Below are 14005 nucleotides of genomic sequence, written 5' to 3' on the forward strand. Positions count from 1 at the left end.
GCACTCCTCGACCAGTTCACTCCCGCAGAATGCGCAAACTACTTCAGGGCTGCTGGATATGACCCGGATTAAGCCGGACGTGCTCTAGTTCGGGCGGAAGAGGCCGATGCGGCGATCTCGGAGCTTGCGCGAGAGCCGCAGGGCTTGCTTCGCGTCACCCTGCCGAACCTCTACGGTCAACTGCGGGTGGCACCCCTTCTGCCGGAATTCATGCGGCGCTATCCCAGGCTCAAGCTGGAATTGTCCTTCGACGACCGTTATGTCGACCTCGTCGCACGGCGCGCCGATGTGGGCGTGCGGATCGGCAATCTGCAAACCGGTGACTATGTCGCGCGCAAGCTTGCGCCCAACACGCGGTTCCTCTGTGCTTCTTCCGACTATCTGCACCGGTTCGGTCGTCCGACGGAGATCGCCGATTTGAGTCGTCACGCCTGCTTGCATTTCAGCCCGCTCATGGAAGAAAGCCGCTGGCGACTTTCGCATAACGGCCGCAAGCTTGAGGTGCCGATCGACCCGGTACTGCGTGCAGACAATGCGGAAGCGCTGCGCCAGGCCGCGCTCGGCGGGCAGGGCATCGCACTTCTGGCGGATTTCCTCGTTGAGGAGGATATCAAGGCTGGCCGTCTCGTGCAGGTACTGCCCGAATGGATAATTGCCGAGAGCTGGGTTTTCGCGGTCTACCCCCACGCCCGGTTCCTACCGATGAAGACGCGCGTCTTCGTAGACTTCCTGGCGGAGAATATCGGCTGACAGACAATCGCGGCGCCTGCCAGCTTGGCGATAGGCCTATAAGTGATGGGATCGCCGTTATTCCCGCAAAACTGTCAGGCGCTCTGCGTTGGGCAAGACTGACAATTCCATGAGAAAGAGCAGTTGCTCATTCGGCAGGAAGTGCTGCATCGCCTCGACAACCGAAGCCGCTCCGGCGTCGGGGTTGCTCCAGTCGGCCTCCAGGACTGCCGTCTCGAACCTGTCGAGATAGGTGTCCTGCCATGCCAGAAAGCCTGGTGTCACCGGCGCGCCATGGCCGATGTAAAGGACCATATCCTCTGGCAACTCATCCTGCAGCAATGTGATCGCGCGCGCCCATTCGGGGTTGTGGTTGTCGGCCATATACGCATGCATCAGACCGTAGGCGATGTCGCCGACAAAGGCTTGCGGCCGTTCGCCCTCATGGATGAAGATGCTGTCGTGGTGGGATTCGGCCGGCCCGATGTCGCGGACCGTAAAGCGCAGTCCCGGCCCGAAATCCAGCAACTCGCCGTCGGCGACGCTCTGGTTGGCAAAGATGCGGTTCTGCGGCCATTCATCGCCGAACATCCCACTCAGCAGTTCGTTCTTCTGAACATCGTCACGGCGGGCGACGTCATTGACGCCGGAGACCGCGACGATGGGCACGTCAAGCCCCTCGGTAACATTGCCCAGTCCGGCATAGTGGTCTGGATGCGGGTGGGTCAGCAGGACTGCTCGCAGCGGCTTGCCGAGTTCGTCGACCTCGGCGCGAAGGGCTTTGGAGGCTGTGACGGTGAGCGTCGAATCGACGACGACCAGACCGTCTTGTCCCTCGATGATATAGGCATTGACGGGGAACGGCACCCCCTGCTCGAAGCGATGGATGGTCGTTTCCGATCCTTGATCGGCGGCAGCTTGTGCCGCACCCGTCAGCGCGGTTCCGTTTGTCGCGCCGAGCGTTGCCGCAGCCATGCTTTTAGCGAAAGTCCTGCGCGATATCTTGTTCGTGTGTTTCCCTGTGGAGCTCATGGGAGGTGTCTCCTCGGTGTGCGAAGCGGCTGGCGCTGGTTGGGAGAATAGCGTCTTTGCGATTTTAAAGGTGCTGGTTCATCCAGGCCGAAACATACGCCACCGCCTGATCCACGAGCAGCGGGCTGTCATACAGCTCGATGTGATTTGTGGTTTCGATCCACTCGATGCGCTTTTCGCCGCCAAGACGCTCGAACGCCTTTGCCGCGTTTTCGGGGCGGCAGAAGAGGTCCCTCGTGCCGTGAACGATCAGCACGGGCGTTTGCGATATCAGATCGGCGCCCAGCATCGCATCGAAGCCGGCGAGATTGTAACCGGACAGCCTCGTTATCTCGTTCCTCCAATGGGGGCTGTATGAGCGCGGCGTTCCATAATAGTCGAAAGGCTCCTGGCCGGGCATGCCTGCGGCCTCACCCGCAACATCGCTGACGGCCTTGATGCGACTCGGCGTTCCTTCGGCAATCAGTCTGAGTTCGTCGGCATACCCCTTGAGCCATTCGCTCTTCTGCTGCGCGGCCTCAGACGATTCTGGGCGGGCATCGAGATAAGCGGCGGCGACCGTGGCGAGAGCCTTCACCCGGCGGTCGAAGGCCGCAAAGCGCAGGGCATATGAACCACCCAGACAGATGCCCACGGCGCCGATGCGGTCCGGATCCACCTCCGGGCGATCCTGAAGCCAACTCACCGCCGCGGCGAGATCGTCGAGCTTCTTCTGCGGCTCCTCGTGCTGGCGGATGCTTCCGCCGCTCTCGCCGAAATTGCGGTGATCGAAGGCAAGCGTAACGAAACCCATCTCGGCGAGCCGCTGCGCATACACGCCGGTCACCTGCTCCTTGACGCCCGTATAGGGCCCGGTGAAGACGAGCCCCGGCCGGGCGCCTTGTTCGGCGCCACCGTCCGGCGGAAAGAGATGGCCCACGACGGTCTCGCCGGCGACATCAAAGGAGATGACTTCCATATCCAACGCTCCATGAACACTTGTCGGGCATGCTAATGTGGGCAAGGTTATTTATGAATGGCATTCAATTCTATTTCATCTATTGAAGATATCAATGAAGCCGGAGCATTCTGGTGAAACACCGTCAGATCGACCTCAATCTGTTGCGCGTCTTCGATGTTCTCATGGAGGAGCGCAGCGTGTCGCGTGCCGCCTCCCGGCTAGGCCTCACCCAGTCAAGCACCAGCAACGCGCTCGATCGTCTGCGCCGCTCTCTCGGCGACCGTATCCTCGAACGCGAGGGCAATGGCATGGTCCCGACGCGCGCCGCGATCGAACTGTGGCCGCACGTGCAATCGGCGATCCGTCAAATCGACCTGGGGCTGGAGGCTCTCGCGCGCTTCAACCCTTCAAGGCTGCGCGCCACCTTCAGCATTGGGATAGACGAATACAGCCTCACCCTGATGGGGGCGGGGCTCATGGCAGCTCTGAAGGACAAGGCGCCCCATGTGAAGCTGGCATTTCTTCCAGCGACGCCGCAGCAGAACGCCGAAGAGCTCTTCGCCGGCGCGCTTGACCTGATCATAGGGCCGGTATGGCAGGCCTTTCCAGGATTGGAGCGTGCCGTGTTGCTGCATGAGACCTTTGTCGGTCTCGCCGATGCCGGTCATCCCCTGTTTCGTACCGCAAAGGATGGTTCCGGTCCAAGCGTGGAAGACTATGTCCGCTTTCCGCACCTTCTCGTATCACAACGTGGTTTGGTGCGCGGCAATGTCGATGCCGGCCTGCACAAGATCGGCTACCGCCGCAAAGTGGCGGTGACCATCCCTTCCTACGCTAGCGCGCCGGCTTTCCTCACGGGCTCGGAACTCATCCTGAATTTGGGCCGCCGGCTCGCCGGAAAGGTCGCAGCCTCGGCTGGGCTTAAAATCTTCGCCCTGCCTCTGGATGTTCCCGGCTTCGACATCGCCGCGCTCTGGCATCCCCGAAACACCGCGTCCAAGTCGCACAACTGGCTGCGCGGGCAAATGCGCGAGGTCTGCTCACGGCTCTAGGCTCAGGTCGCGCCTGCTCGACCCCGCCCACATCATCGCGGATCGCCCGGGCCGCGCGCCCAGGCTCATTCCCAATCCGCGTAGACTGCTTTCAAGCGTTCGATCTCTTCCTCCGTCCACCCTTCCGGCGCCGTCACCGCTATCCACGCGTCGATGTAGTCTTCAGGCGCATAACGGTGACCGTAACCAAGCGGAACCTTTACCGCCGCTGCCATATCGACTGTCAACTGAAGCAGCGTTACGATCGGATACCAGCGCAGATGACGCGAGACGTCGGGGCCGCGCGGGGGGTTCATCCACTCCGGCTCCCGGTAGAGCGCCTCGGAATCGAAGAACGTCACTGGATCGCTGGCATATTGCAGATAGACAAGACGGATCGGCCCCCAACGCGCGCCCGGCTTCTTCAGCGTGTTCCACTGGTTCGTGAAACGTATGACGGATCCGTCTCTGAATTGCGGTAGCCATGCCGGCGAGCGCGGATTGCGGTCCTCGGTGATGTTTTGCCACCGTTCACTCGCAAAGGGTGGACCACTCCACAACGCGCCATGGAACGGGTCCCCCACGACATCATAGATGTCGGTCGACAACTGCGAGTTCAGTGCGCCGAGGCTCAATCCGTATAGATACAGCTTCGGACGATCGTTCCTGGGCAGTTGCGTCCAAAAGTCGTAGACCTTGTCGAATAGGAGATGAGCTGTTTCCGCGCCATAGTCGGGTTCGACCAACAAGGACAACCAACTGGCCAGGTAGGAATACTGAACCGCGACGCTCGCGACGTCGCCGCGATGGAGGTATTCGAGGGGGTTGATGGCGCTCTCGTCGACCATACCCGTTCCACTCGGGGTGATTACGACGAGCACGGAGCGTTCGAACGCACCGACCCGTTTGAGTTCGTGCAGCGCCAGTTCCGCGCGCTCCTCGACAGTGTCTGCTGAATTCAGTCCAACATATACGCGTATCGGGTCGAGCGCCTTTTCGCCGAGGAATTCACTTAGTCTCCCGCGTCTCGGACCCCAGGAGACGAACTGGCGGCCTGCCCGCCCCAAATTGTCCCAGTCGATGAGAGATTCCTCGCTTCCTGTCCTGAGGGGGTTGATCGGCGCCACTACATCGCTCTCCACTAGGGCATCGAATTTCTGGTAGGAAGCATCTGCCGCGCGCATGCCGTATTTGATGAGAACTCCGTCAGCCAGCGACCAGAACAACGCGACTGCCGCCGCCACGCTTAAGGCGTTCGAAACGCGCCTTGGTATGTGGTGTCTGAGCCAGCTGGAAAATAGCAGGGCAGTCAGCCGAAAAAGCTGTCCCAGGACATAGAGTACGGTGAACGTGACTATGGCGATGGCGCCAACCCTGAAGGGATGGGCGCTGTCGACCGGTTCAAGCTCCATCAGTTCCCGGATCGAATTCTGCCATCCGGACGTGCGCCACAGAAAGACAAGTGCGATTGCTACGCAGATCACCGCGGCGATGAGCTTGATGATCGGCTCTTCACGCTCGCCAGGTTCTGGAAGCTCAAGATATGCCCAGAGCCAGTGTCCGAAAACGCCGATGCCGTAGCCGGCTGCGAGCGAAACCCCCGAAAGCACGCCCTGCATCAAGTAAGTGCGCGGGATCAGGCTGGGAGTCAGCGAGGCGGCAAAAAACAGCGTGGCAACTAGAAGGCCTGGGACCGAGAACAGCTTTTCCAGCTTCACGATCCAATAGAGGGTCGTTGTGCCGTATCTGGTGACGTTCCACTGTTGATAATCGTATTTCATGGCGAGGTCTGGTCAAACTGCCGCCCCCAGGTACTTTACGATGGGGCGCATCGTGCCATTTTCAATCCCGACGTAAGCACGCGGGCGCTTGGCGAACGTTTGAAATTCAAGCGTTCTTGGCATGATGGCCGTACGTGAGACGGCTCATTTTGTGCCGGGTTGACCTTGGATATGGCTTTGCACGCCGTGGTGGAGCGCAAATACCGCTTGAGCGGTAAGGTCGGCGCTGACCCGCAAGCTGAGAGGGGAGGTGCTATGCCGAGGCGCGGCGGACAAGCCGCCAAGGAACGTCGAAGAGCGTGGGAGCGACTCCCTTCGCCCCGGTGATCAATGCGATCAGATGATCGGCCAAGGGCTTGAAGTTGGTCGTTTCGGGACCGATCGTCGTCAGCGGCGGATGGCTGAACTCGCCTTCCTCCACATTGCCGCAGCCGATAACGGCAATATCGTCGGGGACGGACAAGCCGGCCTCCTCGAAGGCGTGAAGCGCGGTCACGGCCGCCAAGTCAGACTCGGCGAAAAGCGCTGTCGGCCGCTCTTCGAGCGCAAGCAGCGTGTTGGCATGGGTGAAGGCGGCCTTGCGCCCTTCCGCGCCGCGCACAAGCAGCTCCTGCCGGAAAGGCAGGTTTCGCTCTTGAAGAAACTGGTAGTAGGCGGCCACGCGGCTTCCCTCGGCCACCCCATCGTGCAGCATGTAGGCGATGCGGCGATGGCCGGTGTCATGCAGGTAGGCCAACGCCGTCGATACCGCCCTGGCCGTATGCTGGCGGACGACCGAGAAGCTCGCCGGCTCGATTGACGGATGGAAGATGACGGCAGGCCGCCCGGCCGCCGCAAGCCGTACCGCGAACTGCGAGATTTCAGCTTCGGAAAGATGCTGCCAGTCAGCAATCAGGCCGTCGGCAAGGCCGCTTTCGACCTCGCTCACGATCCTGCCGACCCGCTCCGCCGAATCGCCCGCGGCGATGATGGTGGAGAAGCCGTGCATGGCGACGGCAGACTGAACATCCTGAGCGATGCGGTCGCTGAATGGCACGCCCAGCCGGGGCAGGAGCAGGCAGATGCGCTCCGCCTGCTGCCGGCGAAGCTGGCGGGCCGTCCGGTTCTGCACGTAATTGAGCTCGTTGACCGCCTCCAGGATGCGCTGGCGCGCCTCCTTGCCGACGAACTTCAGACGCGCGCTGTCGCCACTCAGTAGATAGGAGACGGCCGCCGTCGAGACTCCGGCGCGACGCGCGACGTCGGCCATGGTCGGCGCCTTCTTCCGATCGATATTGCTCTCGCCCATTCAAAAAGCCCGCGATCATCCTCCGCTCACGAGCTCTTCATGCCAATTTTTGTGCTCGACGGGAAGGATGGCAGGTTTCGCCTCGCCCGCTTGCCGCATATAGAAGACGATGCGGTCTCGCAGCCAGGCGCGGGTGGTGGCGTGTTCCGGCGAGGCGATGAGGTTCTTCAGCTCGTTCGGGTCTTCCTCGAGGTCGTAAAGCCGCGCCTCGGCATAAATATCGCTGTCCGCATCGTGCCAGCCATCCTTTCCGGGCGCCTCGATCTCGTATTTCCACCGCCTGGTGCGCAAGGCGCGGCCGACATGATGCTCACTGATTTGGACGAAGATCTCGTCGGACGGCAACTCGTCGCCTCGTAGAGCGGGAAGGATCGAGCGGCCCTGCATTGCCTCCGGTACGCTGAGGCCGGCGGCGTCGAGCAAGGTCGGGGCCAGATCGATGAGGCTTGCGAACCCATCGAAGGCCCCAACATCGTCAAAGCCCGGTCCGTGGAAAAGCGTGGGCACACGGATCGAAGCCTCGTGGCAGGAGCGTTTGTACTCGTTGTTTCGCGTCTTGAAGTGGCAACCATGATCGGACGTGAAGAGGATGATCGTGTCATTCAGCAGATTCAAACTGAACAGCGCCTCCACTAGCCGCCCGAATGCCTCGTCGAGCCTCGCCACCATGCCGAGATAGCCTGGAAAATGCGCGGCGGTCGTGCCGCCCAGTGCGGCGAGATCTCCGGGGATGGCCAGCTTTCTGCGGATCCTCTCCTCATAACCAAGCGGCGCCGGGTAGTTGTCGGTCTGGTTCTGGTGATGCGGCTCCAGGAAAGACAGGAACAGGAAAAACGGCTCCTCGCCCTTGGACGCGATATAGCGGATCGCGGCGTCCGTCAGCGCATCGACCCGGTAGCCCGGAAGCTTCACCGGCATGCCGTCATTGTCGTGTACGATGGTGTCGAACGGCCCCGACGTAAACTCCAAAATATTCGAGGCAAGCCAGTAGCGATAGCCGCCGCGCTCTTCCTGGGTCACTGGTTCGGCCGAGCCCAGATGCCACTTGCCGATATACGCGGTGTCGTAGCCGGCTGCGCCGAAATGGTGCGCCAGCGTCGGCTCGCCCTTGGGCAGTGGGATGTTGTTGCGGTAGCAGCCGGTGACAGTTGGATACTTTCCTGTCTGAAAGACGGAGCGGGCCGGTCCGCAGACGGGCTGGCAGGTGAAGGAATTCGCCACGAAGGTCCCGGTTTCGGCTAGACGGTCGAAATTCGGCGTCAGGTCGAGCGGATTGCCATGCGCACCGATAGTGTCCCAGCGCTGCTGGTCAGTAAAGAAGACGACGACGTTCGGCCGGCGGGATGTCATGGGCTGCATTGGCTCCGGTTATTTTATGCCCGCGAGCATGACGCTGCGAACGAAGTAGCGCTGGGTGAAGAGAAACAGGAGCAGGCTGGGGACGAAGAGGATGACCCCGCCCGCAGCCGTCATGTTCCACTGGGTGAAGAATTCCTGGTTGAAGAGCGTGAGCCCGGTCGTGATCGGCCGCATCTCGGTGGTGCTGACGGCGACGAGCGGCCACAGAAACTCGTTCCACTGGAAGATGAAGGTGAGAAGCGCCAGCGTGGCCAGCGCCGGGCGCACCTGCGGCAGCACTATGCGCCAGTATATGCCGAGCTCGGAGCAGCCGTCGATGCGCGCGGCGTCGAGAAGGTCGTTGGGAATAGGCCGGATGAACTGTCGCATCAGGAAGATGCCGTACGCGCTCATGGCGAAGGGCACGATGAGCCCCTGATAGGTGTTCAGCCAACCCATGCGCGCAGTCAGGATGTAGAGTGGGATCATGCGGATGAAGAAGGGGATCATCAGCGTCGACAGAACCGCCACGAACATGAAGCGCTTGCCGGGAAAGTCCATCTTGGCGAAGACATAGCCGACAAGCGGATCGAAGATCAGGTGCAGAGCGGTGATGCCGCCGGCGATGATGATGCTGTTGAGGGTGAAGCGGGCGAAGGGCGCCTTCTGCCAAATGTCGATGTAGTTGGAGAACTGCAACGTCTCGGGAATGAGCGTCGGCACGCCACTGAAGATGTCTGCATCGCTCTGCAGCGAAAGCGAAAGCATGTAGAGGAAGGGAAAAACGCACATCGCCACACCAAGCATCAGGATGGCGTAGCTGAAGAGCATTCTCGTCCACGTCATTTCGGCCCTCAATAGCTGACGTCGCGATTAAGCAGCCGAAACTGGACGAAGGTGATGCCCAGGATCAGCAGGAACATAAGGAAGGAGAGGGCCGAGGCATAGCCGATGTTGAGCTCGAAGAAGGCGGCCTCGAAGACGTGCAGGCTGAACAGCCTCGTCGCGTCTGCCGGCCCGCCATTGGTGATCAGATAGGCGGGGGCGATCTCCTGGAGCTGGCCGATCATGCTTACGACTGCGATGAAGAGCGTGGTCGGGGTGAGCAGCGGCCAGGTCACGTAGCGGAACTGCTGCGCGGGGCCTGCGCCATCGATGGCGGCGGCCTCGTAGAAATCCGACGGGATCGACTGCAGCGCGGCCAGATAGATCAGCATCGCATAGCCGACATCCTTCCACACGGTGATTGCGATGATGACGGGAAGCGCGGCCGAGCTGTCGTTAAGCCAGTTCTGGGTCGGCATGCCGAAGTTCGCAAGAACGCCGTTCAAGATGCCCGTGTAGGGATCGAGGATCGCTTGCCAGATGAGCGCGACGATGACGAAGGAGATGATGTAGGGGAAGAAGATGACGGCGCGGATGGCCGTGCGGCCGGGCAGACGCTGATTGAGAAGCAGCGCCAGGCCGAGACCGATAGCGATGCTTGCCGCTGTCACACCGATCGCATAGGTGAGCGTGGCGAAAACGGACTGCCGCACCCGCGCATCCTGCAGCGCAGTCACATAATTGTCGAAACCTGCGAAGCGGCTCTCACCGATCAGCGGCTGTCCGCTGAAAAGACTGGCCCAGAATTCCAGGCCGATCGGATAGAAGAAATAGACGGTGAAGTAGATGATCGCCGGAGACAGAAGAGAATAGGCGATGAGCGTCTGTTGCACGCGCCGGCTCAGGCGGCGGGTACGGAAGAAGGAGCGGGCACCGGAGCCGATGCCGGTGCTCGCAGCCGCGCCCATGCTTCCGTCTGCCGCCATCCTTAATTGCTCGCCAGAATAGCGTTGGCTTCCTTCGCAAATCGAGGCATGGCCTCGGCCGCCGGCACCTGGTTGTAGATGATCTCCTCGATCACGCTGCGCAGGAGCTTGTCGATGCGCGCGTGCTTGCCCGTCAGGCGTAGCTCGGCCGCCACATCGTGCGCATAGGGCAGGCATTTGCCGAAGCTGCCGATGACTGGGTCGGCCTGGACTTCGGCATTCTCGACCCAGGATTTGCGCGGCATGGTCATGCCTGCTTCCTTGGTCACTGCGATTTCCGTTTCAAGTGCGACGAGGCGCTTCAGAAGCTCCCAGGCCTGGTCCGGATGTTCGGCGTCCCTGGGGATCATCAGGCTCACGCCGCCGGCGAAGGTCGCCTGCTCCTTATGATTCAGCGATGGCGCTACGGCCCAGTTGAGGTCCGGATTGCCGGTGCGGATCGGCTTTACGTCCCACGGGCCGGTGATGATCATCGCCGCACGGTTGGCGGTGAAGAGCTTCTGCGGCCCTTCATAGTCGGAACCCGCGACGGGAGTGGTCGCGGCCTTGTCCTTCTGGATCAGGTCGGCGAGGAACTGGATCGCCTCGATCGCCTCGGGGCTGTCGAGATTCACCGTGTTGGTTTCAGGATCGTAATAGGTGACCCCGTTCTGAAGAAACCAAGACCAATAGTAGCCGATGCTCGGATTGGGAGCGAAGCCGAAGCGGCCGCCGCCCGTCGTGGCGATCGCTACCTCGCGGAATTCCTCCCAGGTCGCCGGCGGCGCGTCGAACCCCGCCTCCTTCAGCATGTCGACATTATAGACCAGGGTGCCGCAGGTGAGGTGGATCTGCACCCCGAAATACTGGTCATCAAGCATGTTGCGCTCTACGGCACGAACCTGCCAGTCCTCCGGAAAGCCCATCGCCTCGCCGTCCTTGGCAACGAAGTCGTTGAGCGGCAATAGAAGACCCTGCTGACCGAACTCCTGCACCCAGCCGCCAGGTTCGGCCACCAAGTCCGGCGGATTCTTGGCCGCGAGATCGGCGATCAGCTTGGTGCGCATGTCCGGCCACTGGAAGCGTTCCCAACGCACCTCCCAGCCTGGGTGATCAGCCTCGAAACGCTCGATCACCTCGGCATAGGCCTGATAGGCGTGGCCCGCGTTCCAATAAAGCGTCAGCGTTTCAGCACCCGCTCCCGTCGAAAGCAGCGCGCCCAAACCCGTACCGATAAAAAGCTTAGCTCTCCTCCACCAGCTCATCTTTTCCTCCCAGAGCGATTATGGCCATCCTCCATGGCCCATGTTATTAATCGATTAATATAGATGGGAGTCAATAGCACGTTTCGAAAACCTTTGTGAGGACCGGAAACAGCGCGCCGACGACTGCCCCGCAGCGCCCGCTGCCACCTCCCACCTAGGCTGGAAAGGTGGTGGGACTTGACATGCAAGATATGCATGAAATATGTACATAAATAGGAAACATATAATACAGGTTTTGCGAATGTGAGAGGCGATTTTATGTCGACGCGCGGCGCAGAGGCGGAAGAGGTAGGGGCGGCTGGCCTGGTGAGTTCGGCCATACAGGCCATCACCCAGCATATCCGCACCGAGGGGCTTGGTCCCGGCGATCTCCTGCCGAGCGAAGCGGACATGACGCGCAGGCTCAACGTCTCGCGAACCGTCGTACGGGAAGCTTTCCGTTCGCTTTCGGCCTTGCGGCTGATCGACATGAGTGCGGGTCGTCGCGCCAGCGTTGCCAAGTTGGACATGGGCGCCATGGCGATGGTGATCGAGCACGGCGTTACCACGGAACAGATCACCGTCCAGCAGGTCTATGACGTGCGCCGCACCATCGAGATGCGCACCGTCGCACTTGCCGCGCTGCGGCGCACGGACGAGGAAGCTGCTGAAATCGCCAAGCGCGCCCGGCTGATGCGGAAAAACTACCGGACGCCGGAAGTCGTGATGGAGCACGACATCGCGTTCCACGAGGCGGTCGCCCGGGCGTCGCACAATCCTGTCTTCCAGTTGATCGTCACTGGTTTCAGCGGCGTCACCCGGCGCACCTGGTTCATCGGCTGGCGGACACGCCCTTCCGACGAGGAGCAGCTTTCAATAATCAAGGGCCATGAGGAGATCGCCGAGGCTATCGCCAAGGGCGATCCGCGCCTGGCGGCCAGCCATATGGCAGAGCACTTCGACAACAGCGTCAAGGCGCTGATCGAAGCTGGTATCGCGTAGGACCAATCATGAAGATCAGCGCTATAGAAACCGTCCGCATCGAAGAACGTCCCAATCTTCTTTGGGTAAATGTCCACACGGATGAAGGGATCACCGGGCTTGGCGAGACATTCTATCTCTCTCGGACGGTGGAGGAGTATCTGCACGAATATGTCGCTCCGCGTGTCATCGGGCGCGACCCGCTCCAGATCGATTTGCTTGCGTCTGATCTCGTTGGTTATCTCGGCTTCCGCTCCAGCGGCGTCGAGACGCGGGGTAATTCCGCCTTCGACATCGCGCTTTGGGATATCCTCGGAAAGGTGACCGGACAGCCGATCGCCCAGCTTCTGGGTGGTTTCAGCCGCCACGAGATCCGCACCTACAACACGTGCGCCGGCACCGAGTACATCAAAGAAGCCAAGGGGCAGACGACGGCGAATTACGGGCTCGCCGGGGGGGCCGATTATGACGATCTGAACGGCTTCCTGCATCGCGCCGACGAATTGGCCCAGGAACTGCTGGAAGACGGCATCACGGCGATGAAAATCTGGCCGTTCGATCATGCGGCCGAGAAGACCCGTGGCCAGGATATCTCTGCCGCCGATCTGAAAGCGGCGCTTGAACCCTTCGAGAAAATCCGCAAGGCAGTGGGTGATCGGATCGATATCATGGTCGAGTTCCACTCCATGTGGCAATTGCTGCCGGCCATGCGGATCGCCAAGGCACTGGAACCTTACGGCACCTACTGGCACGAAGATCCGATCCGCATGGATTCGCTTGCCGACCTGAAACGGTATGCAGCGGCGAGCCCCGCGCCTATTTCGGCCTCGGAAACCCTCGGCAGCCGCTGGGCCTTCCGCGATCTCCTGGAGACCGGTGCCGCCGGCGTCGTCATGCTGGATATTTCCTGGTGCGGCGGGCTTTCGGAAGCGCGCAAGATCGCCGCGATGGCGGAAGCCTGGAAACTGCCGATCGCACCGCATGACTGCACTGGCCCGGTCGTACTCGCCGCCTCGACGCATCTTTCGCTCAACGCGCCCAACGCCCTGATTCAGGAAAGCGTCCGGGCATTCTATCGCACCTGGTACCGCGATCTGGTGACAGCGCTTCCAGAGGTGGCGAACGGCATGATCACAGTCCCGCCGGGCGCCGGACTTGGCCTCGAACTCAATCCTGAACTGGACCGCGCCTACACGGTAAGTCGCCGGGTTTCCGACGCTGCCAGGATCTAGGACTTCAATGGGAGGAACCGAAGAAGCTTGCCGCAGTGCTCTTTCTCGGATGCGCATTGCTCGCATCCCCTGCGAATGCGAGGGCTGAGTAACTGAAGCTCGTCTTCACGCATCACTCGTCCGCATCGAACACGTTCTGGCAGGCGGTCAAGAAGGGCTCCGACGATGCCTGCGCCGCCGCTCCGACCGGGAGAAGGCATGGCCAGGAGCATGACGCTGGCATGGCGCTCGATTCTTTCTGCAGTTAGTGAGAAATAGGTCAAAATCTCGTCGCCTGCACTTCGATGATCACAGTCTGCCCGAACTCTTCAGCTGCCCTCTTCCCTCCGAGGAGGGCGACAGGGCGAGGCTCGTCTGGAACAGGCGGCGAGAGAATAACCCAGCACAAGACGGGTCGAACAGGAGCTGGAGCAACATCGCCGATGTTATGACAAGTCCGGTAGAAATTCACCTGGATGAGCCCAATTAGGCTTCCGCCGAAGGTAAAAGGGCTCTGTCGTCGGGGGGCGCAAGGCACGGCCATGCATAATGCTGATTGCTCAAAGCACTCCTTCAATAAAGTATAGCGCGGTTTGTTAGGATAATGTTTTCCTATAAGCTCATTTAATTACCAACCTTT

At 60.9% G+C, this 14005-nt stretch carries 12 protein-coding genes and 1 pseudogene; 5 read left to right on the forward strand and 8 right to left on the reverse strand.

Annotated features, from left to right (window positions below; translation table 11 throughout):
* The first annotated feature begins 114 nt into the window (after positions 1-114).
* A complete protein-coding gene (locus GPJ75_RS26455) occupies positions 115-750 on the forward strand; it encodes a substrate binding domain-containing protein (RefSeq protein ID WP_281354842.1) in 636 nt (211 codons plus the stop codon).
* Positions 751-807: 57 nt separating this feature from the next.
* Here GPJ75_RS26455 and GPJ75_RS26460 read toward each other — a convergent pair whose 3' ends face one another.
* On the reverse strand, positions 808-1704 hold the full coding sequence (locus tag GPJ75_RS26460) for an MBL fold metallo-hydrolase (RefSeq protein ID WP_163273057.1): 897 nt from the start codon (positions 1702-1704) through the stop codon (positions 808-810).
* Positions 1705-1825: 121 nt separating this feature from the next.
* Positions 1826-2719: an alpha/beta hydrolase gene (locus GPJ75_RS26465; RefSeq protein ID WP_163273059.1), complete on the reverse strand. Its 894-nt coding sequence runs from the start codon at positions 2717-2719 to the stop codon at positions 1826-1828.
* A 113-nt stretch (positions 2720-2832) separates the two neighbouring features.
* On the opposite strand from GPJ75_RS26465, the gene GPJ75_RS26470 reads away from it, so the two are divergent.
* The gene (locus tag GPJ75_RS26470; protein ID WP_163273061.1) at positions 2833-3753 is read left to right on the forward strand and encodes a LysR family transcriptional regulator; all 921 of its coding nucleotides are present in this window, start codon (positions 2833-2835) and stop codon (positions 3751-3753) included.
* Between the two features lie 65 nt (positions 3754-3818).
* Here GPJ75_RS26470 and GPJ75_RS26475 read toward each other — a convergent pair whose 3' ends face one another.
* From GPJ75_RS26475 to GPJ75_RS26500, 6 genes are all read right to left on the reverse strand, one after another.
* Positions 3819-5513, reverse strand: coding sequence for an alpha/beta hydrolase (locus tag GPJ75_RS26475; RefSeq protein ID WP_163273063.1), 1695 nt, complete (start codon positions 5511-5513; stop codon positions 3819-3821).
* Positions 5514-5766: 253 nt separating this feature from the next.
* Positions 5767-6801: a LacI family DNA-binding transcriptional regulator gene (locus GPJ75_RS26480; RefSeq protein ID WP_163273065.1), complete on the reverse strand. Its 1035-nt coding sequence runs from the start codon at positions 6799-6801 to the stop codon at positions 5767-5769.
* 15 nt (positions 6802-6816) lie between these two features.
* The gene (locus GPJ75_RS26485) at positions 6817-8151 is read right to left on the reverse strand and encodes a sulfatase family protein (protein WP_163273067.1); all 1335 of its coding nucleotides are present in this window, start codon (positions 8149-8151) and stop codon (positions 6817-6819) included.
* 18 nt (positions 8152-8169) lie between these two features.
* Entirely contained in the window at positions 8170-8985 is an 816-nt protein-coding gene (locus GPJ75_RS26490) for a carbohydrate ABC transporter permease (protein ID WP_163273069.1), read from the reverse strand.
* 8 nt (positions 8986-8993) lie between these two features.
* Positions 8994-9932: a carbohydrate ABC transporter permease gene (locus GPJ75_RS26495; RefSeq protein ID WP_163273071.1), complete on the reverse strand. Its 939-nt coding sequence runs from the start codon at positions 9930-9932 to the stop codon at positions 8994-8996.
* Positions 9933-9952: 20 nt separating this feature from the next.
* Entirely contained in the window at positions 9953-11194 is a 1242-nt protein-coding gene (locus GPJ75_RS26500; RefSeq protein ID WP_163273073.1) for an ABC transporter substrate-binding protein, read from the reverse strand.
* 258 nt (positions 11195-11452) lie between these two features.
* On the opposite strand from GPJ75_RS26500, the gene GPJ75_RS26505 reads away from it, so the two are divergent.
* From GPJ75_RS26505 to GPJ75_RS27510, 3 genes and pseudogenes are all read left to right on the forward strand, one after another.
* On the forward strand, positions 11453-12175 hold the full coding sequence (locus GPJ75_RS26505) for a FadR/GntR family transcriptional regulator (protein ID WP_163273075.1): 723 nt from the start codon (positions 11453-11455) through the stop codon (positions 12173-12175).
* A gap of 8 nt (positions 12176-12183) precedes the next feature.
* Complete coding sequence (locus tag GPJ75_RS26510) at positions 12184-13386, forward strand: mandelate racemase/muconate lactonizing enzyme family protein (protein WP_163273077.1); 1203 nt, start codon at positions 12184-12186, stop codon at positions 13384-13386.
* Positions 13387-13421: 35 nt separating this feature from the next.
* Positions 13422-13559: pseudogene (locus GPJ75_RS27510) on the forward strand (sugar ABC transporter substrate-binding protein); the annotation flags it as partial.
* Positions 13560-14005: the final 446 nt, after the last annotated feature.

The organism is Chelativorans alearensis, assembly GCF_010993735.1.
Classification (GTDB): Bacteria; Pseudomonadota; Alphaproteobacteria; order Rhizobiales; family Rhizobiaceae; genus Chelativorans; species Chelativorans alearense.

What these genes read in the sequence shown, in the direction of transcription:
- GPJ75_RS26510 (WP_163273077.1), top strand. Translation starts at nt 12,184, where the DNA reads ATGAAGATCAGCGCTATAGAAACCGTCCGCATCGAAGAACGTCCCAAT.
- GPJ75_RS26460 (WP_163273057.1), bottom strand. Translation starts at nt 1,704, where the DNA reads ATGGCTGCGGCAACGCTCGGCGCGACAAACGGAACCGCGCTGACGGGT.
- GPJ75_RS26505 (WP_163273075.1), top strand. Translation starts at nt 11,453, where the DNA reads ATGTCGACGCGCGGCGCAGAGGCGGAAGAGGTAGGGGCGGCTGGCCTG.
- GPJ75_RS26500 (WP_163273073.1), bottom strand. Translation starts at nt 11,194, where the DNA reads ATGAGCTGGTGGAGGAGAGCTAAGCTTTTTATCGGTACGGGTTTGGGC.
- GPJ75_RS26480 (WP_163273065.1), bottom strand. Translation starts at nt 6,801, where the DNA reads ATGGGCGAGAGCAATATCGATCGGAAGAAGGCGCCGACCATGGCCGAC.
- GPJ75_RS26465 (WP_163273059.1), bottom strand. Translation starts at nt 2,719, where the DNA reads ATGGAAGTCATCTCCTTTGATGTCGCCGGCGAGACCGTCGTGGGCCAT.
- GPJ75_RS26475 (WP_163273063.1), bottom strand. Translation starts at nt 5,513, where the DNA reads ATGAAATACGATTATCAACAGTGGAACGTCACCAGATACGGCACAACG.
- GPJ75_RS26485 (WP_163273067.1), bottom strand. Translation starts at nt 8,151, where the DNA reads ATGACATCCCGCCGGCCGAACGTCGTCGTCTTCTTTACTGACCAGCAG.
- GPJ75_RS26490 (WP_163273069.1), bottom strand. Translation starts at nt 8,985, where the DNA reads ATGACGTGGACGAGAATGCTCTTCAGCTACGCCATCCTGATGCTTGGT.
- GPJ75_RS26495 (WP_163273071.1), bottom strand. Translation starts at nt 9,932, where the DNA reads ATGGGCGCGGCTGCGAGCACCGGCATCGGCTCCGGTGCCCGCTCCTTC.